The following is a 14,790-nucleotide window of genomic DNA, read 5'->3' as shown; positions in this document are numbered from 1 at the left end:
CCCCTCTCCCCCTCGGGGAGAGGGTTAAGGTGAGGGGGCTCCCCCGAAACCTGTTTTCATTTCCTGCCAGTTTGTGCCTATTCTTCGCAACAGGTTCCGCACGTCATCCATCCTTGCTATAACTCACTCACTGGAAGTGCATATCAATAATTAAAAACGCCCTACATTTAAGGAACCTCTATTATGTCTGGAATACGCCAACGTGTTCTGGAGAATATGCAAAAGTTCTCCAGAGCGATGATAGGAGCAGTATTATTTCTTCCTGTTATCGGTTTGATCCTGGCTTTAAGTTCAGTTCTGACTAACCCGACTTTATTTTCGGAAACCGGTTTTCTCCACCAACTTGGCCAACTATTAGGGGATACGTTCTGGCCGTTATTCGGTAATTTGGGTTTATTATTCTGCGTGGGCATTAGCTATGGCCTGGCAAAAGATAAAAAAACCGAAGTCGCACTGGTTTCAGTGATGTGCTTCATTATGTTCCTTGGCGCTAACCACTCATGGCTGGAATTTACCGGTGGGATTGCCGAAAAAATTAACGGCGAATATTACGGCACCGGGCAAACGCAGCTCCTGGGTTTTGTCGTCGTTGATATGGGGATATTTTTAGGGATTATTCTCGGCTGTACTATCGCCTGGGTGCACAACAAGGTCTCCGCCATTGAACTGCCCGGCGCGCTTTCGATGTACGGTGGCGCAAAGCTCACGCTTATCGCGATGACGCCCGTTGTCATCGCTTACGCTATTGCTTTTACCTGGTTTTGGCCGTTCATGACCCATGGTATCGCCGCCCTGACCGGCTTTATGAAAAATGCGGGCGTGGCCGGGGTCTTCGTTTACGGTTTCTTTGAGAAATTCCTGATTCCAACCGGTCTGCACCACTTCGTCTGGTCGCCGTTCCAGCTGACGCAGATTGGCGGTACGCTCAGCGTCGATGGACAAACCGTCTCCGGCACCCAGGCCATTTTTCTCGCCTATATGCGTCACCCGGACCTCACTCCGGTGATGAACGACGCACTGCGTTTTTCACAGCAGGGAATGACTACCATCTTTGGCCTTGCGGGCGCTTCACTGGCTTTCTACCACACGGCGAAGCCGGAGAAAAAAGCGCTGGCGAAAGCCATTCTGCTGCCCGCTATCATTACCTCGATGCTCACCGGGATCACCGAGCCGATTGAGTTCACCTTCTTATTTGTCTCACCGCTGCTGTGGGTCATTCACGCTACGCTGACCGCCGCTTCGCAGGCTATCTGCGATATCTTCACCGTCAGACCGTGGGGAGCGTCAGGGCTGATTGAATTTATTATCTATAACCTGCCGTTACCCGCGTCATTAACGCGCTGGCCGGGTTACATCCTGATTGGCTGTGGGCAGTTCGCGGTCTATTACCTGATATTCCGTACCCTGGTCCTGAAACTGAATCTTAAAACACCGGGACGTGAGGACGATGATGACGTCAAACTTTATAGCAAAGCTGAATATCGTGAAAAAATAAAAGCCACCGCCAAAACGGGAAATAGCACTACGGACGATATTATCCAGGGGCTTGGCGGTAAAGAAAATATTATTTCAGTAGATAACTGTTTTACCCGACTTCGCGTGGCGATTCATGACCTCGATAAGATCGATGAGGCGCTATTAAAAACCACGGGGGCTAACGGAGTCGTCAGAAATAAAAACGAAGTACAGGTTATATACGGTGTCAAAGTAGGACAAATTCGGACGCACGTTGATAACTGGCTCACTACGCATTAATTGAGGAAAATAAGATGAAATTAACCGTTTTAGGTGGCGGCGGCGTCCGCTCGGCTTTTCTGGCAAAATCTCTGGCCTGGAATGCGTATCGTATTGGTTTAAAGGAGGTCGTTTTTCTCGATAACTCCACGGAAAATCTGGCCATCTTTGGTGAAATTGCGCGCTATGTTTTTAATACGCTGCGTCCGGACATTCACTTCTCACTGACCACCGATCCCGTCGAGGCGCTGAAAGACGCCAACTACGTGATTACCACGCTGCGCGTGGGCGGCGATGACAGCCGAATTCGCGACGAACGTATCGCGTTACGGCACAACACCCTGGGGCAAGAGACTACCGGCGCAGGCGGCTTCGCGATGGCCATGCGCTCTATTCCGGCGATCCTCAACTATTGTCGGCTGATCGAAGAACATGCCGCGCCGGATGCCATCCTGTTTAACTTCACCAACCCATCGGGTCTGGTCACCGAAGCTATCATCAAATCTGGCTTTAAGCGCCAGGTCTACGGCATCTGCGATGCGCCATCAGAACTGATCCGCGAGCTGCCGACCATTCTTAACTGTGATGAAGAAGATCTGAAGGTAGAGTGCTACGGGCTCAACCACTTCTCCTGGTTCACCCACTTCACGGTGAAAGGCGAAGACGTCACTGAGCGGCTGGTGAATCTTCCGGCACTCTATGAGCACACGGCGATGCAATACTTCTCTCCTGAATTAGTGCGCCTGTGTGATAACCAGCTACTGAATGAATATCTCTATTACTACTACTACCGCGAAGTGGCGCTGGCCGCGATTCAGAACGCGTCGGAAACGCGTGGCGAGCAGATTGCCCGTATCAACCGCGATATGCGTCAGGAGCTGGCTGCGGTAGATGTGAAAGCCAACCCGGGCCAGGCCTTTGATATCTGGATGAAGCATTACCTGCGCCGCGAAAACAGCTACATGCAAAGCGAATCGCAGCAGGAGAAATTCAATACGCGCGATGCGCTGACGCTGCAGCAATTTATTGATGAACCTGATAGCGGCGGCTACGCGGGCGTCGCGCTGGATATCCTGGATGCCGTCAACAGCACGACCACCAAGCGCATCGTGGTGTCAATGTCCAACAACGGTACGCTGGACTTCCTGAAGCCAGACGATGTTATTGAAATTAGCTGCGATTTGAGCAAAAACGGGCTGCAGCCGGTCACCCCGCATCACGTACCGGACGCACAAAAGAATATGATTTCGTGCGTTAAAGAGTACGAGCGGCTGGCCGTCGCGGCGATCCTCAACCGCGACAGAGAGTTAGCCGTCCGCGCCCTGATGGCGCATCCACTGGTCGGTTCATGGTCGTTGGCCACCGCGCTGGTGAACGACTACCTCAGCGACACCCAATGTGAAGGCTGGCAGTAATCACGCTCCGGCAAGGGAACGGCCCGTTCCCTTGCCCTGTTCCTGATCGAACCACAGTTTAAGCAGGCGTTCAAAACCCAAAATACAGTACCCAAAGAAGGGATTGCTCCAGTAAATATCATCATCATATTTCTGAGGATCATGAATAATAAATGACGTATTCGCGGCTTGTGATAATGGGCTCTGATAATCGCCGGTAAAACAGACGAGATCGATATCCTTACCTTCTAATGCTTTCACCCAGCTTAAGGATGAACTACTGCGACCCGATTTAGAAATAATCCAGATTGCGTCAAATTTCGTCGCGGCTTTTTGCTCCAGAATTTCATAATCTGGCCATAGCGCCAGGCTGGCGTTCACCCCCGTTACCAGGAACTTATTATAGATATACTGGGCAATCAGCTGCGAAAAGCCGCTGCCATGAATAAGAATGCGCTGCTGGCGAAGATTCTGCAATAACTGCGGCAGTTGCTCAGGCGGCTGAATATGCATGAAGTTGATATCATTGGTTACATCAAGCCGCGGCAACGTAATATTAAACTTAATGAAATAAACCATTTCAAGCCAGCCGCTGAAGTTAAGCTTTTTTGATAATCTGACCAATGAAGATGGATTACTGTAGCAACGCGCCGCGACCGAACGAATCCCCTCCCGCAAACACTGTTCGGGATCGTTCTGAATATAACGCAGCACCGTTAATTCCGTTTTATTGAAGGAGACATCACGGAAGATATTTTCCAGTTCCATACCCACTCCGGCATTAAATAAAAATAGCATATCTGATATGCCCTTTACTGTCTGTGTATCAGGTCACTCATTCGGAATGAATATAAATATGAATAGACACTTTACCCTACTGGCAATGGTCTTTTTTTTATGGGGCATTATCACCTCGATAAATAGCGCCATTATTCTTTTTTTTAGCCAATACTTTGCCGTGAGCTGGCAGCAGGCAATTCTGGTGACGGTGATTTTCTACGTTGCACCGTTCGCGGTATGCCTACCCTGCGCGCGCCTGATGGCCCGTCTGGGATATCGCCGGGTACTGCAGGGGGCATTGCTTCTGAGCACAACCGGGTCGCTGATTCTGGCGCAGGCGGTGGTGAACGCCACTTTTTTCGGCGCGCTGTTCGGTATGTTTGTGATTGCCTCCGGGGTGTCGGTACTCCAGGTTGTCGCTAACCCTTACCTGACGGCACTCAGCACGCCTGCGCGTCAGATTGGTAACCTTAGCCTGGCCTCAGCGGTAAACTCACTCGGCACCACGCTGGCACCGGCGGGGATCGCGCTGCTGTTTCGCTTATCGCCAGAACAACAGCCGGTGAGCGGCCTGTTTAGCGCGCTGGCGGTTGTCACGCTCGCCCTGATGGCGGGTACCATGTTGCTTAAACTGCCGGATGTCCGCATCAATCATGTCCGCACACCGCCGGTCGCCAGCCTGTGGCGGGTGAAGGAGATTCGGTTGACCATCCTTGCCATTTTCCTTTATGTCGGCACAGAGGTTTCGCTGGCCGCGAATCTGCCCCCCTACCTGATAGCCACAGGCGCCTGGAGTGCGGACACCGCGCTGTCGCTACTCTCCTTCTACTGGGGAGGGGCGCTGGTCGGGCGTCTGCTGTTTGGCTTTATCGCTCATCCCTCACGTCATGCCACCATCTTTCGCACCGCCACCCTGAGCGGCTTTATATTGCTCTTATTTGCCGTAGTGATGAACAGCGCCGCTGGAGGGATTGCGTTACTGATGGTGGGGCTGGCGAACTCGGTGATTTACCCCATGATTTTCGGCCACGCGCTGAGCCGCTGGCCCGCTCTCGCGAGTCTGCTGGCTGGCGCCATGGTAATGGCAGGAATTGGCGGTGCCGCGCTGCCATGGGCGCAGGCCTGGCTTGTCGAGGCAACCAGTTTGCGTCTGAGTTTTTTACTGCCGATGAGTCTGTATCTTTTGCTGATGCTATGGGGAGAATATGTGATGAAACGAGAAAGACTCACCCTCTCCACATCTGGAAAGGGTGAGTGTGAAACGACAGCGAAGGTTTAGAGCGTAATCACCAGCTCATTACCCTGCGCCGTCACCACCACGCCGAGCTCGCTCCCCGCCTGCGCCCCGCCCTGCACGCCAGCAATCTGCTGGATATTGCGCAGGCACAGCGTCCAGCCGCTGGCTTTGCCGTTGCCCGTCACGGTAATCACGTTACCCTGACGTTTCGCGGTCAGCGTATAGATAACGGAGCCGTCCTGCGCCGGCACTTCGCAGACAGCCTGACGCCCATCTTCCAGATGGAACAGCTGGAACGCGGTGCCTTCATGCCAGGCGTAGTTCGGCACCTGGTTGTTGTTGCCCAGCGCCAGAAGGGTGTTGTCGCGCACATACACCGGCAGGCTCATAAAGTCGTGCTGCTGTTTATGCCAGCGGCTGCCCTGCACCTCGTCGTTATGCCACAGGTGGGTCCAGCGGCCTTCCGGCAGGTAGAACTGCACGTCGCCCGCTTCGGTGAACACCGGCGCCACCGCAAGGGAATCACCGAGCATGTACTGGCGGTCGAGGTAGTCGCACGCCGGGTCGTCCGGGAACTCCAGCATCATGGCGCGCAGCATCGGCGTGCCCTGCTCGTTCGCCAGCGCCGCCTGACGATACAGGTACGGCATCATGCGGCACTTCATTTCGGTGAAGTAGCGCACCACGTCGCAGGACTCTTCGTCGTACGCCCATGGCACACGATAAGATTTACTGCCGTGCAGGCGGCTGTGGCTGGAGAACAGGCCAAAGGCGCACCAGCGCTTGTAGACGTCCGCCGGCGCCGTGTTTTCGAAGCCGCCGATATCGTGGCTCCAGAAACCGAAGCCGGACAGGCCGATAGACAAGCCGCCGCGCAGGCTTTCCGCCATGGATTCATAGTTGGCATAGCAGTCGCCGCCCCAGTGCACCGGGAACTGTTGCGCGCCCACGGAGGCGGAACGGGCAAACAGCACCGCTTCTTCAACGCCGACGGTCTCTTTCAGCACGTTCCACACCAGCTCGTTATAGATATAGGCGTAGTGGTTATGCATTTTCTGCGGGTCGGCATCGTCGAACCAGCGAACGTCGGTCGGAATACGCTCGCCAAAGTCGGTTTTGAAGCAGTCGACGCCCATCTCCACCAGGCCTTTCAGCTTGTCGGCGTACCACTGGCAGGCTTCCGGGTTGGTGAAGTCGTAAATTGCCAGACCCGGCTGCCATTTATCCCACTGCCAGACAGAACCGTCCGGTCGTTTGAGCAGGTAGCCTTTCTCTTTCAGCTCCTGGAAGACCGGGGATTTCTGGCCGATGTAGGGGTTGATCCATACGCAGACCTTCAGCCCTTTCTCTTTCAGGCGCTGGATCATGCCTTTCGGGTCCGGGAAGGTCACCGGATCCCACTCGAAGTCGCACCACTGGAAGGCTTTCATCCAGAAGCAGTCGAAGTGGAAGACGTGCAGCGGCAGATTGCGCTCGGCCATACCGTCGATAAAGCTGTTAACGGTCGCTTCGTCGTAGTTGGTGGTGAATGAGGTGGTCAGCCACAGGCCGAAGGACCAGGCCGGTGGCAGCGCCGGACGCCCGGTGAATTGGGTATAGCGGTTCAGCACCTCTTTCGGAGTTGGGCCGTCGATAACGAAATATTCCAGATGCTCGCCTTCAACGCTGAACTGCACCTTGGAGACTTTCTCCGAGCCAATCTCGAAGGAGACGTTTTGCGGGTGATTGACCAGCACGCCGTAGCCGCGGTTGGTCAGGTAGAACGGAATGTTCTTGTAAGACTGCTCGGTGCTGGTGCCGCCGTCGCGGTTCCAGGTCTCGACGTTCTGTCCGTTGCGCACCAGCGCGGTAAAGCGCTCGCCCAGGCCGTACACGGTTTCACCCACGCCGAGGTCCAGACGCTCAAACATATAGTTGCGGTTGTCGTTGCTGTCCTGCACGTAGCCGTTGTTTTTCAACTGGCTACCGGTAATGCGAACGCCGTTGCGCAGGAAATCCAGCGACCAGAATTCGCCTTTGGTGACGCGCACGCTCAGGTTGCCGCTTTTCAGCTCGGCAAATTCGGCGGTGTTCTGGATTTGCACCTTCACGTCTTTCAGCACGTTCAGCGGGTAGTGCGGGCCTTTCTCCAGCGCGCCCTGGAAGTGCTCAATACGCACGCCGACCACGCCTTCCTGAGGAGAGAAAAAGCGAATAGTGAACATCGGCGTGTCCAGCTGCCACGTACGTTCCCGTACATCGCGCGGAGCCACGTACACCACTAGCTCATTGCCATGCTGTTCAACATCAAACACCTGGACAGGATGAATTAAGTTGAGACCCGGCTGGGTCATCCAGTTTCCATCACTGATCTTCATAGCTCGTCCTTTTAATTCTCAAGAGATTGTTTCATAGATACGTTTTCAAAATCCTGCTGAGTACGGTGCGCACCGCTCGCCAGTTCGGCCATCATCTTGACCAGGAACGGCGTTTTCAGGGTGTAGAAGCGCTTCGCCACAATGGCGCTCAGCAGGTAGCAAATTGCCGGTACGATAGTGAACAGGGCAATAATGATGCTGATGGTGGTGGGGTTTTGCACTTTCGCCGCGGCGTCATAACCGCCGCCGGCCAGCATCCAGCCAATCATCGCACCGCCCAACGCCAGGCCGAGCTTCAGCACGAACAGCGTGCCCGCGAAGCTAATGCCGGTGAGACGTTTACCGTTACGCCATTCGCCGTAATCCACGGTGTCGGACATCATCACCCACTGAATCGGGGTTACCAGCTGGTGCAGCACGCCAATCACGAAGATAAAGGCGAACATCACGACGCTGGCGTTCATCGGCACGAAGAACATCGCCAGGCTCAGCACCGCCAGAATGGCGTTGGTCCACCAGAAGACGCTGACTTTGCATTTCCAGTCGGTTAGCGGTTTAGCCAGCGCGGAGCCAATCAGGTTACCCACGCAGTAGGTGGTGAGGAAGGCGGTAAACAGCGCCGGAGACCCCATAATCCAGGTGACGTAATACATCATCGCGCCGCCGCGAACGCAGACCGCCATTATGTTGAGAATGGTCAGCAGGCCGACGATGCGCCACTGGTCGTTTTGCCAGATGTCGCGCAGGTCTTCACGCATTGACGTTTGCGTTGGCGGCGCTTCCACGCGCTCTTTGGTGGTAAAGAAACAGAACGCCAGCATCAGGAATGCCACCACGGAGAGCACGGCGATACCGCCCTGGAAGCCCAGCGCTTTGTTGTCGCCGCCAATCAGATTCACCAGCGGCATCATCAGCACGGTAGAGAGCATGCCGCCCGCCGTCGCCAGCACGAAGCGCCAGGACTGCAACGAGATGCGCTGCGTGGGGTTATTGGTGATCACACCGCCCAGCGCGCAGTAAGGAATGTTGACCACCGTGTAGAACAGGGTCAGCAGCGTGTAGGTAATCGCCGCATAAATCAGTTTGCCGTTATGGCTGAAGTCCGGGGTGCTGTAGGCCAGCACGCAGACCACGCCGAACGGCAGCGCGCCGAACAGCACCCACGGGCGGAATTTGCCCCAGCGGCTGCGGGTACGGTCTGCCAGCAGCCCCATGCACGGGTCGGAGATGGCATCCAGCGCGCGCGCCAGAAGAAACATGGTGCCAACAAAACCTGCGGGTATACCGAAGATATCGGTATAGAAGAACATCATGTACAGCATGACGTTATCGAAAATGATATGGCTGGCAGCATCGCCCATGCCATAACCAATCTTCTCTTTGACAGACAATACTTCACTCTTCATCTTTCAAACCCTTTTCGCACCGAAGCCGAAGTGGTACCGGTTACATGTTTTGTAAACCATTAGTCTGATAAGGTGTATTGCGATATCTCGTTATCAAATTACGTTTCTTTATTTATGTGATCTGTATTGGCAGGTAGAGTGTGACTAAGTGTAAATGATGGATTTTTAAGAAATTTCTAATCATGCCGTGCGGAGGAAGTAAAAAAAGTGCTGAAAAATGTAAGTAAAGATGTGGCAACGGATTGAAAGTGGCTATAATGCGCCCCGCCTCCATGTAGCAATGCAGGCGCGGAAGATCGTCGTCTCCGGTGAGACGATTGGACTTCATTTCCAGTGGTAGCCGCCTGCGGCTCCCGGCAGGTTCGACTCCTGCGATCTCCGCCAAAATTCGCTCACTTTTTCCGCTAAAGCCATTCCCTGTTTTTCCCGTACTTCCCCTCAGCAGCGCTTGCGATTGTCCTGATACTGTCCCGGTTCGTTTACGCCGTACGCCTGGGCGGCCAAAGATGCATAAACGCGAGGCTAAATGGCCGGAAAACGGTCAACTATTCGCGTACACCGCTGGTTTTTGCGCCATCGATCGCGCAAGAAGTGCGGTAAATAAAGTGCAGCGTGAGAGCCAGAAAATGTAACCCTAAGAAAAAGCAGGGTTTTATCTGAAGTGCCCGAAAATGCTGGGGCGACGGGGCGAAAAATGTGCCCTGGGGGGATGTGGTAAATGATTGAAAGTAGCTATAATGCGCCCGCCTCCATGTAGCAATGCAGGCGCGGAAGATCGTCGTCTCCGGTGAGGCGGCTGGACTTCAAATCCAGTTGGGGCCGCCAGCGGTCCCGGGCAGGTTCGACTCCTGTGATCTTCCGCCAAAATTACATTCAGCTCACCTATAAATATCTGGCCCTTTTACCGAATTAACATGCTCATACCTTACGCTCATAATAAAGCCTCCAATTAATTAGTTTATTAATAAGATAGAGGTAAAGAATGACTGTTTATCAAAATAGAGGTCATAATTCAGGAATCACACAATTCGAGACAGGCACAAACTCAATTACTGTTTATTTTTCAGATGGTTCTGCATATTTATATAATGCAACTGCACCTGGTGTACAAATGGTCGCAGAAATGACCCAACTTGCTCACTCAGGTGAAGGTTTAAATAGCTATATTAACCGTTACGTCCGTGCTAATTACGCAGCAAAAATTAGATAACGCACCCAACAGTAGAAAATAATTTATCCTTTTGGCTCTAGCCCCTTTCTCCTCAATGCCTCTCTCGCTAACTCCTTCAACCAACTGGCGAGACTCACCCCCTCTTCCGCCGCCACAGCATCCAACTGCTCCTTCAATGCCGGATCAATACGCATTTTAAACTGCGGTGATTGCCCACCACCCTTTGGTTTTTTTTCGCGCGATATGATTGACATGAGGCCACCTATCCATCTACTCTGACACATATAGGAGGCCACCTAAACCTCCTTATCTGGACAACGCTCTGATGTGCAGGAGCACAGCCAGAGCGTCTAACCTCACCAACTATCAAGGAGTTGATTATGGCTACCCCGCATTCTACCCCAGACTTACCCCCAGCAAAAACCGCGCGCACGTTAATTGTGGGATATCGCCCGCAGGGTGCAAACAAAAACACGCCTAGCCTTACCCTTTCCGGGAAATGGCTGCGCGAGGCCGGGTTCGAAACCGGACAGCAGGTTAGCGTAAAAGTAATGGAAGGCTGCATCGTCCTGATGGCCTATGGCGAACAGGAACAGAAGCTGCTGGCGGAGTTGAAGGAGACGCAGCTGAAGCTGAGAGGAATTGAAGCGGCGGTATCAGCGGTACATTAAGGCTCTCAGGAATATCCGTACCGTGCTCATGACGGGTATTGCCGGATGGCGCTACGCTTATCGGGCCTACGGGCACGGTGCCCGTTGTAGGCCGGGTAAGCAGCGCGCCACCCGGCAATAGAGCGGCACACGAGCCCTACTATTTTTGGGGAAAGATCCGAAAAATTGCGGGTTGATTTCAGCATTTAATTTAATTAATGCTACACATAATTTCATCTTTAATAAACAAACATCATCTTATCTTCTGCGTTAATATCTTTTATTCTATTTCCAATAATCACTTAGCCTTTAAATATATTCTATATTTTATATTATTATTTCCACCTCAAATAAAGTGAGGTGCATTCTATTTTAATAAAAATCCTTAAGGCAAATTGGCAGAATAATGTTATCTGCTCTACTTTTATAGAAGGGAAATAGCTTCATACGTCATTGTTTTACTAGGGAAAAATAATACCTATGTAGAGGTCAATACGATGAACACGTCTTTTAAGTTCATACTGTTCGCTCCGATGTTCATATTTTTTATGCCATCGGCCTATGCCGCGTTGGATACCCCCATAACAAGTTCCCTTCAGGTTCAGATAACTATTACAAAAACCTGCACCATGACCTCAGGTTCCCCGGTTTCCTTTGGATCCGTCGTCGCGAATGTCGTCCCTGCGAAGGCCACCGCTAACCTGACCGTAACCTGTTCTAAAGGTACGCCCTTTACGATTGGTCTGCAGCCTTCTAATGGCAACACGTCTGGCGCAGGCAGTATGTCCGGTACTGGCGCGAACCCGGACAAAGTGTCTTATCAGCTCTATACCGACGCCACCGGCTCAACTGTCTGGGGAAGTAATTCCGGTACCGGCTCTAATATTTTAGCGGGTACCGGGCAGGGGATATCTCAGGCCGTCCCCGTCTACGCAGGGGTTACGAATACTAACGTCATGCCCGATAACTATTCCGACACCGTGACGGTAACATTCACCTATTGATTCAAGGAAGGCCTATGCTCCGACTCTCGCCTGCGCTTGCCTGCATTGCGCTCGCTCTTTTTAGCGGCTATAGCGCCGCCAGCGGCCTGCAGGTCACTCCTGTCAGCTTGACTCTGCAACAAAACCAGCGCGCCGAGGCTCTCTGGTTGAGCAATGCCGGTGATACCCCGATAAACGCACAGGTACGCGTTTATCGCTGGAGCCAGAGTGGCTATAACGACCAACTTTCAGCTTCGCAAGGGTTGGTTATCAGCCCACCCATGCTGAACATTCCGCCCGGCGGTAGACAGCTTATCCGTGTGATTCGCACCGGCCCGACGATGAAAGTGGAAGATGCCTATCGGCTGTCGATTAACGAGCTGCCGCCTACCACCACGAAGAAAAACAGCCTGCAGTTTGTTATGCACTACTCCGTTCCGGTGTTTATCCAGCCGACGGGCGCCGCCGAAACGCTCGCCAAACTGCAGTGGCAGGTGGCGCACAGTGAAGGTCACGCCTGGCTACAGGTAAGTAACCAGGGAGACGGGCATGCCCAACTCGCAGAGGTCACACTCATTACGGCATCCGGCAGCCGAAAAAATATTACGCCTGGACTATTGGGCTATGTACTGCCCGGCTCAACGATGCGCTGGCCTCTTCCTGCCAGCGCCGGTCAAGGAGAAAAGCTTGAAGTAACGGTCAATGGCCAAAAAACGGTACAAGCGCTATAGCGGACGGAGCAGTCTATTAATTATCTTACTATTCAACGTGTTATTTATAGCGAGGAGCACGTCTGCGGAAATGAAAAACATGGAGGGGGTCATTGCCGATAACACGCCACTGTCCGGGACGGAGCTCTATCTCGACGTCACCCTGAATCAGAATCCCATTGGCCTGGCACGATTTAGCTACGATCGCGACAAGCTTTATGCCAGCGCCGATAGCCTGCGTAAAATCGGCCTGCGAATACCCGCGGATACCCCTAATCCGGTCTGTCTTAACGACCTCCCCCAGTTGCGGGTGCAGTACGACGTAAATCAGCAGACGCTGGCGCTGATGGCGCCACTACAGCAGCTGGATATGGGCATCACCCAGGTGAACCCGGAAGAGGTACCCAACCCCGAAGCCGCCACCTCGCGCGGGCTATTGATGAATTACGATCTCTACGCCTCTCAGGGGGAAAAAGCGCAAAGCAATGCCAGCGCGTTTACCGAACTTCGCGCCTTCAACACATTAGGCGTATTGAGTTCCACGCAGATCTCGCGCTACACCGGCAAGAGCAATAACGTCAGCCAGAATAACGGTACGGTCCGGCTGGACACCAGCTGGCGTACCTCGTTTCCCAGACAAGCCATCGCGCTTAACGTGGGTGACATGCTCACCAGCTCAGTCAACTGGTCGCGCCCCACGCGTATCGCAGGCCTTCAAATAGGCACCGACTACAGCCTTCAGCCCTATACTCAAACCACGCCGCTGCCCTCGTTCTTCGGCTCCGCGACGTTACCTTCCAGCGTCGAGCTGTATATGAACGGCGTGAAATATTACAACGGCGAAGTGCCGGCGGGTAACTTTGAGCTGAATACGCTTCCCAATATCAACGGTTCAGGCGAAGCGCAGGTCACAATGACCGATGCGCTGGGCAAAACCACCGTGCAGAGCTTCTCATTTTATAACGACCAGTCGCTACTGCGTCAGGGGCTCTCTGAATGGTCGGCAGAAGTGGGCTTTGTGCGTAATAACTACGGCTATGAGTCCTTTGACTACGCCAGCACGCCGGCCTTCAGCGGCACCTGGCGGCACGGCTTCAGCAACAGCCTTACCGTCGGCGGGCACGCCGAAGCCACCGAAAGCCTGATTAATGCCGGGTTCAGCAACGACTGGATCCCCGGCCGCAACAGCGGGACGATTTCCACCGCGCTAGCGGCAAGCACCGACGCGGGTAAAAACGGTTTCCTGTACAGCATCGGCTATCGCTGGAGCAACAGCCGCTTTAACTTCAGCACCACGACGATTGCCACGGCCAGAGACTACCATGATGTCGCCACCCGCTACGGAGGGGCACCACCATCGCTTAATCAAAGTACCGTGATCGGGTATAACACGGAATCCTACGGTAGCTTCAGCATCGGTTATTTACAGTACCGCTCCCCCGGCCAGCCAACACAGCGCTACACCAACGCTAACTGGTATCAGTCAGTGTCCAACCGCGTGTACCTCACCGCCGGGCTGAACCAGAACGTTGACCACAGCCGCGACCGCAACCTGTATCTGGTGCTCAACGTCTCGTTTGATAACAACATCAATACCAGCGCCACCGTACAGCGTAGCAATAATGACCAGATGAGCTACTCGCTCAACGCCAGCAAAACCCAACCGTCCGAGGGGGGGCTGGGCTGGAATATGGTGCTCAACCAGCAGGACGCTCAGCAAAGCGGCCAGGGCGAGCTAGGCTATCTCGGGCGATACGGCAAAGTTTACGGCGGCTACAGCAATATATCAGGCAATCAGTCCGGGTATGCCGGTGCTGACGGCGCACTCGTGCTGATGGGCGGCGGCCTGTTTGCATCGCAGACCATCAACAATGGCTTCGCAGTAGTCTCTACAGATGGTGTTCCTGACGTGCCGGTGCTGCTGCAAAACAACCCTATTGGTACCAGCAACGACAGCGGGTTGTTGCTGGTGACACCGCTCAACAGCTATCAAAAAAATGAGATCAGCATTAACCCGATGGATCTTCCGGCCAATATGCGCATCGATCCGGTAAACGCCGTGGCGATCCCCGCCGATCGTTCCGGTGCAATGGTGAACTTTACGGTTAAAACGGTGCGTTCAGCGCTGATCGTGCTGAAAGATGTGAAGGGCGAGGTGATCCCTGAAGGGTCATCTGTGACGCTAAACAACGTACGAGGCCAAAGCGCGGTGGTCGGCTTTGACGGAATGGTCTATTTCGACACTCTGGAAGCGCATAACACGCTCAGCGTTGCCACCCGCACGGGCCGCTGTACGGCACAGTTCAATTACCCGGAAAAAGCACAAGACATTCCACAGATTGGGCCATTAACGTGCCAATAAGGAGCT

Annotated in this window: 12 protein-coding genes and 2 tRNA genes; 10 read left to right on the top strand and 4 right to left on the bottom strand. The window is 53.6% G+C overall.

The features are described 5' to 3' along the window. Positions 1 to 183 precede the first annotated feature (183 nt). Together ABTW00_RS00700 and ABTW00_RS00695 are read left to right on the top strand one after the other, a co-directional pair. On the top strand, positions 184 to 1,755 hold the full coding sequence (locus ABTW00_RS00700; protein WP_433638189.1) for a PTS transporter subunit EIIC: 1,572 nt from the start codon (positions 184 to 186) through the stop codon (positions 1,753 to 1,755). A gap of 14 nt (positions 1,756 to 1,769) precedes the next feature. Continuing rightward, positions 1,770 to 3,149, top strand: a complete 1,380-nt coding sequence (locus tag ABTW00_RS00695; RefSeq protein WP_433638187.1) for a glycoside hydrolase — start codon at positions 1,770 to 1,772, stop codon at positions 3,147 to 3,149. Here ABTW00_RS00695 and ABTW00_RS00690 read toward each other — a convergent pair whose 3' ends face one another. Further along, positions 3,150 to 3,896, bottom strand: a complete 747-nt coding sequence (locus ABTW00_RS00690; RefSeq protein WP_433638185.1) for a MurR/RpiR family transcriptional regulator — start codon at positions 3,894 to 3,896, stop codon at positions 3,150 to 3,152. Positions 3,897 to 3,984: 88 nt separating this feature from the next. Here ABTW00_RS00690 and ABTW00_RS00685 point away from each other — a divergent pair, with 88 nt between their 5' ends. Then, positions 3,985 to 5,187, top strand: coding sequence for an MFS transporter (locus ABTW00_RS00685; RefSeq protein WP_433638183.1), 1,203 nt, complete (start codon positions 3,985 to 3,987; stop codon positions 5,185 to 5,187). Here the strand turns inward: ABTW00_RS00685 and yicI are convergent. Continuing rightward, on the bottom strand, positions 5,184 to 7,502 hold the full coding sequence (gene yicI, locus ABTW00_RS00680; RefSeq protein ID WP_065357242.1) for an alpha-xylosidase: 2,319 nt from the start codon (positions 7,500 to 7,502) through the stop codon (positions 5,184 to 5,186). The two genes, ABTW00_RS00685 and yicI, sit on opposite strands and share 4 nt — an antisense overlap. 11 nt (positions 7,503 to 7,513) lie before the next feature. Then, positions 7,514 to 8,908, bottom strand: a complete 1,395-nt coding sequence (locus ABTW00_RS00675) for a glycoside-pentoside-hexuronide family transporter (RefSeq protein ID WP_433638179.1) — start codon at positions 8,906 to 8,908, stop codon at positions 7,514 to 7,516. Positions 8,909 to 9,198: 290 nt separating this feature from the next. Here ABTW00_RS00675 and ABTW00_RS00670 point away from each other — a divergent pair. From ABTW00_RS00670 to ABTW00_RS00660, 3 genes are all read left to right on the top strand, one after another. Further along, positions 9,199 to 9,292: transfer RNA gene (locus ABTW00_RS00670), tRNA-Sec, on the top strand. A 385-nt stretch (positions 9,293 to 9,677) separates the two neighbouring features. Then, positions 9,678 to 9,772 (top strand) — tRNA-Sec (locus tag ABTW00_RS00665). A gap of 118 nt (positions 9,773 to 9,890) precedes the next feature. Continuing rightward, positions 9,891 to 10,118 carry a hypothetical protein gene (locus tag ABTW00_RS00660; protein WP_433638177.1) on the top strand — a complete coding sequence of 76 codons (228 nt, stop codon included), beginning with the start codon at positions 9,891 to 9,893 and terminating at the stop codon, positions 10,116 to 10,118. Between the two features lie 23 nt (positions 10,119 to 10,141). Here the strand turns inward: ABTW00_RS00660 and ABTW00_RS00655 are convergent, their stop codons facing one another. Continuing rightward, positions 10,142 to 10,333 carry a toxin-antitoxin system HicB family antitoxin gene (locus tag ABTW00_RS00655; RefSeq protein WP_028028019.1) on the bottom strand — a complete coding sequence of 64 codons (192 nt, stop codon included), beginning with the start codon at positions 10,331 to 10,333 and terminating at the stop codon, positions 10,142 to 10,144. A 126-nt stretch (positions 10,334 to 10,459) separates the two neighbouring features. Here ABTW00_RS00655 and ABTW00_RS00650 point away from each other — a divergent pair, with 126 nt between their 5' ends. The 4 genes from ABTW00_RS00650 (at position 10,460) to ABTW00_RS00635 (ending at position 14,784) form a co-directional block, all read left to right on the top strand. Continuing rightward, on the top strand, positions 10,460 to 10,750 hold the full coding sequence (locus tag ABTW00_RS00650; protein ID WP_433638175.1) for a SymE family type I addiction module toxin: 291 nt from the start codon (positions 10,460 to 10,462) through the stop codon (positions 10,748 to 10,750). Positions 10,751 to 11,358: 608 nt separating this feature from the next. Continuing rightward, on the top strand, positions 11,359 to 11,733 hold the full coding sequence (locus ABTW00_RS00645) for a spore coat protein U domain-containing protein (RefSeq protein WP_240492991.1): 375 nt from the start codon (positions 11,359 to 11,361) through the stop codon (positions 11,731 to 11,733). 14 nt (positions 11,734 to 11,747) lie between these two features. Then, positions 11,748 to 12,443 (top strand): fimbrial biogenesis chaperone, encoded by a 696-nt coding sequence (locus ABTW00_RS00640; RefSeq protein ID WP_433638172.1) that lies wholly within the window; start codon positions 11,748 to 11,750, stop codon positions 12,441 to 12,443. A 70-nt stretch (positions 12,444 to 12,513) separates the two neighbouring features. After that, on the top strand, positions 12,514 to 14,784 hold the full coding sequence (locus ABTW00_RS00635; RefSeq protein ID WP_433638170.1) for a fimbria/pilus outer membrane usher protein: 2,271 nt from the start codon (positions 12,514 to 12,516) through the stop codon (positions 14,782 to 14,784). Positions 14,785 to 14,790 lie beyond the last annotated feature (6 nt).

The sequence above is a fragment of the Kluyvera georgiana genome (genome assembly GCF_050990895.1).
In the GTDB taxonomy this organism is placed as follows: domain Bacteria; phylum Pseudomonadota; class Gammaproteobacteria; order Enterobacterales; family Enterobacteriaceae; genus Kluyvera; species Kluyvera georgiana.
The sequence above is the reverse complement of the archived record's forward strand: the minus strand, read 5'-3'. Positions and strand labels throughout refer to the sequence as shown.

What these genes read in the sequence shown, in the direction of transcription:
- ABTW00_RS00700 (WP_433638189.1), top strand. Translation starts at nt 184, where the DNA reads ATGTCTGGAATACGCCAACGTGTTCTGGAGAATATGCAAAAGTTCTCC.
- ABTW00_RS00695 (WP_433638187.1), top strand. Translation starts at nt 1,770, where the DNA reads ATGAAATTAACCGTTTTAGGTGGCGGCGGCGTCCGCTCGGCTTTTCTG.
- ABTW00_RS00690 (WP_433638185.1), bottom strand. Translation starts at nt 3,896, where the DNA reads ATGGAACTGGAAAATATCTTCCGTGATGTCTCCTTCAATAAAACGGAA.
- ABTW00_RS00685 (WP_433638183.1), top strand. Translation starts at nt 3,985, where the DNA reads ATGAATAGACACTTTACCCTACTGGCAATGGTCTTTTTTTTATGGGGC.
- yicI (WP_065357242.1), bottom strand. Translation starts at nt 7,502, where the DNA reads ATGAAGATCAGTGATGGAAACTGGATGACCCAGCCGGGTCTCAACTTA.
- ABTW00_RS00675 (WP_433638179.1), bottom strand. Translation starts at nt 8,908, where the DNA reads ATGAAGAGTGAAGTATTGTCTGTCAAAGAGAAGATTGGTTATGGCATG.
- ABTW00_RS00660 (WP_433638177.1), top strand. Translation starts at nt 9,891, where the DNA reads ATGACTGTTTATCAAAATAGAGGTCATAATTCAGGAATCACACAATTC.
- ABTW00_RS00655 (WP_028028019.1), bottom strand. Translation starts at nt 10,333, where the DNA reads ATGTCAATCATATCGCGCGAAAAAAAACCAAAGGGTGGTGGGCAATCA.
- ABTW00_RS00650 (WP_433638175.1), top strand. Translation starts at nt 10,460, where the DNA reads ATGGCTACCCCGCATTCTACCCCAGACTTACCCCCAGCAAAAACCGCG.
- ABTW00_RS00645 (WP_240492991.1), top strand. Translation starts at nt 11,359, where the DNA reads ATGACCTCAGGTTCCCCGGTTTCCTTTGGATCCGTCGTCGCGAATGTC.
- ABTW00_RS00640 (WP_433638172.1), top strand. Translation starts at nt 11,748, where the DNA reads ATGCTCCGACTCTCGCCTGCGCTTGCCTGCATTGCGCTCGCTCTTTTT.
- ABTW00_RS00635 (WP_433638170.1), top strand. Translation starts at nt 12,514, where the DNA reads ATGAAAAACATGGAGGGGGTCATTGCCGATAACACGCCACTGTCCGGG.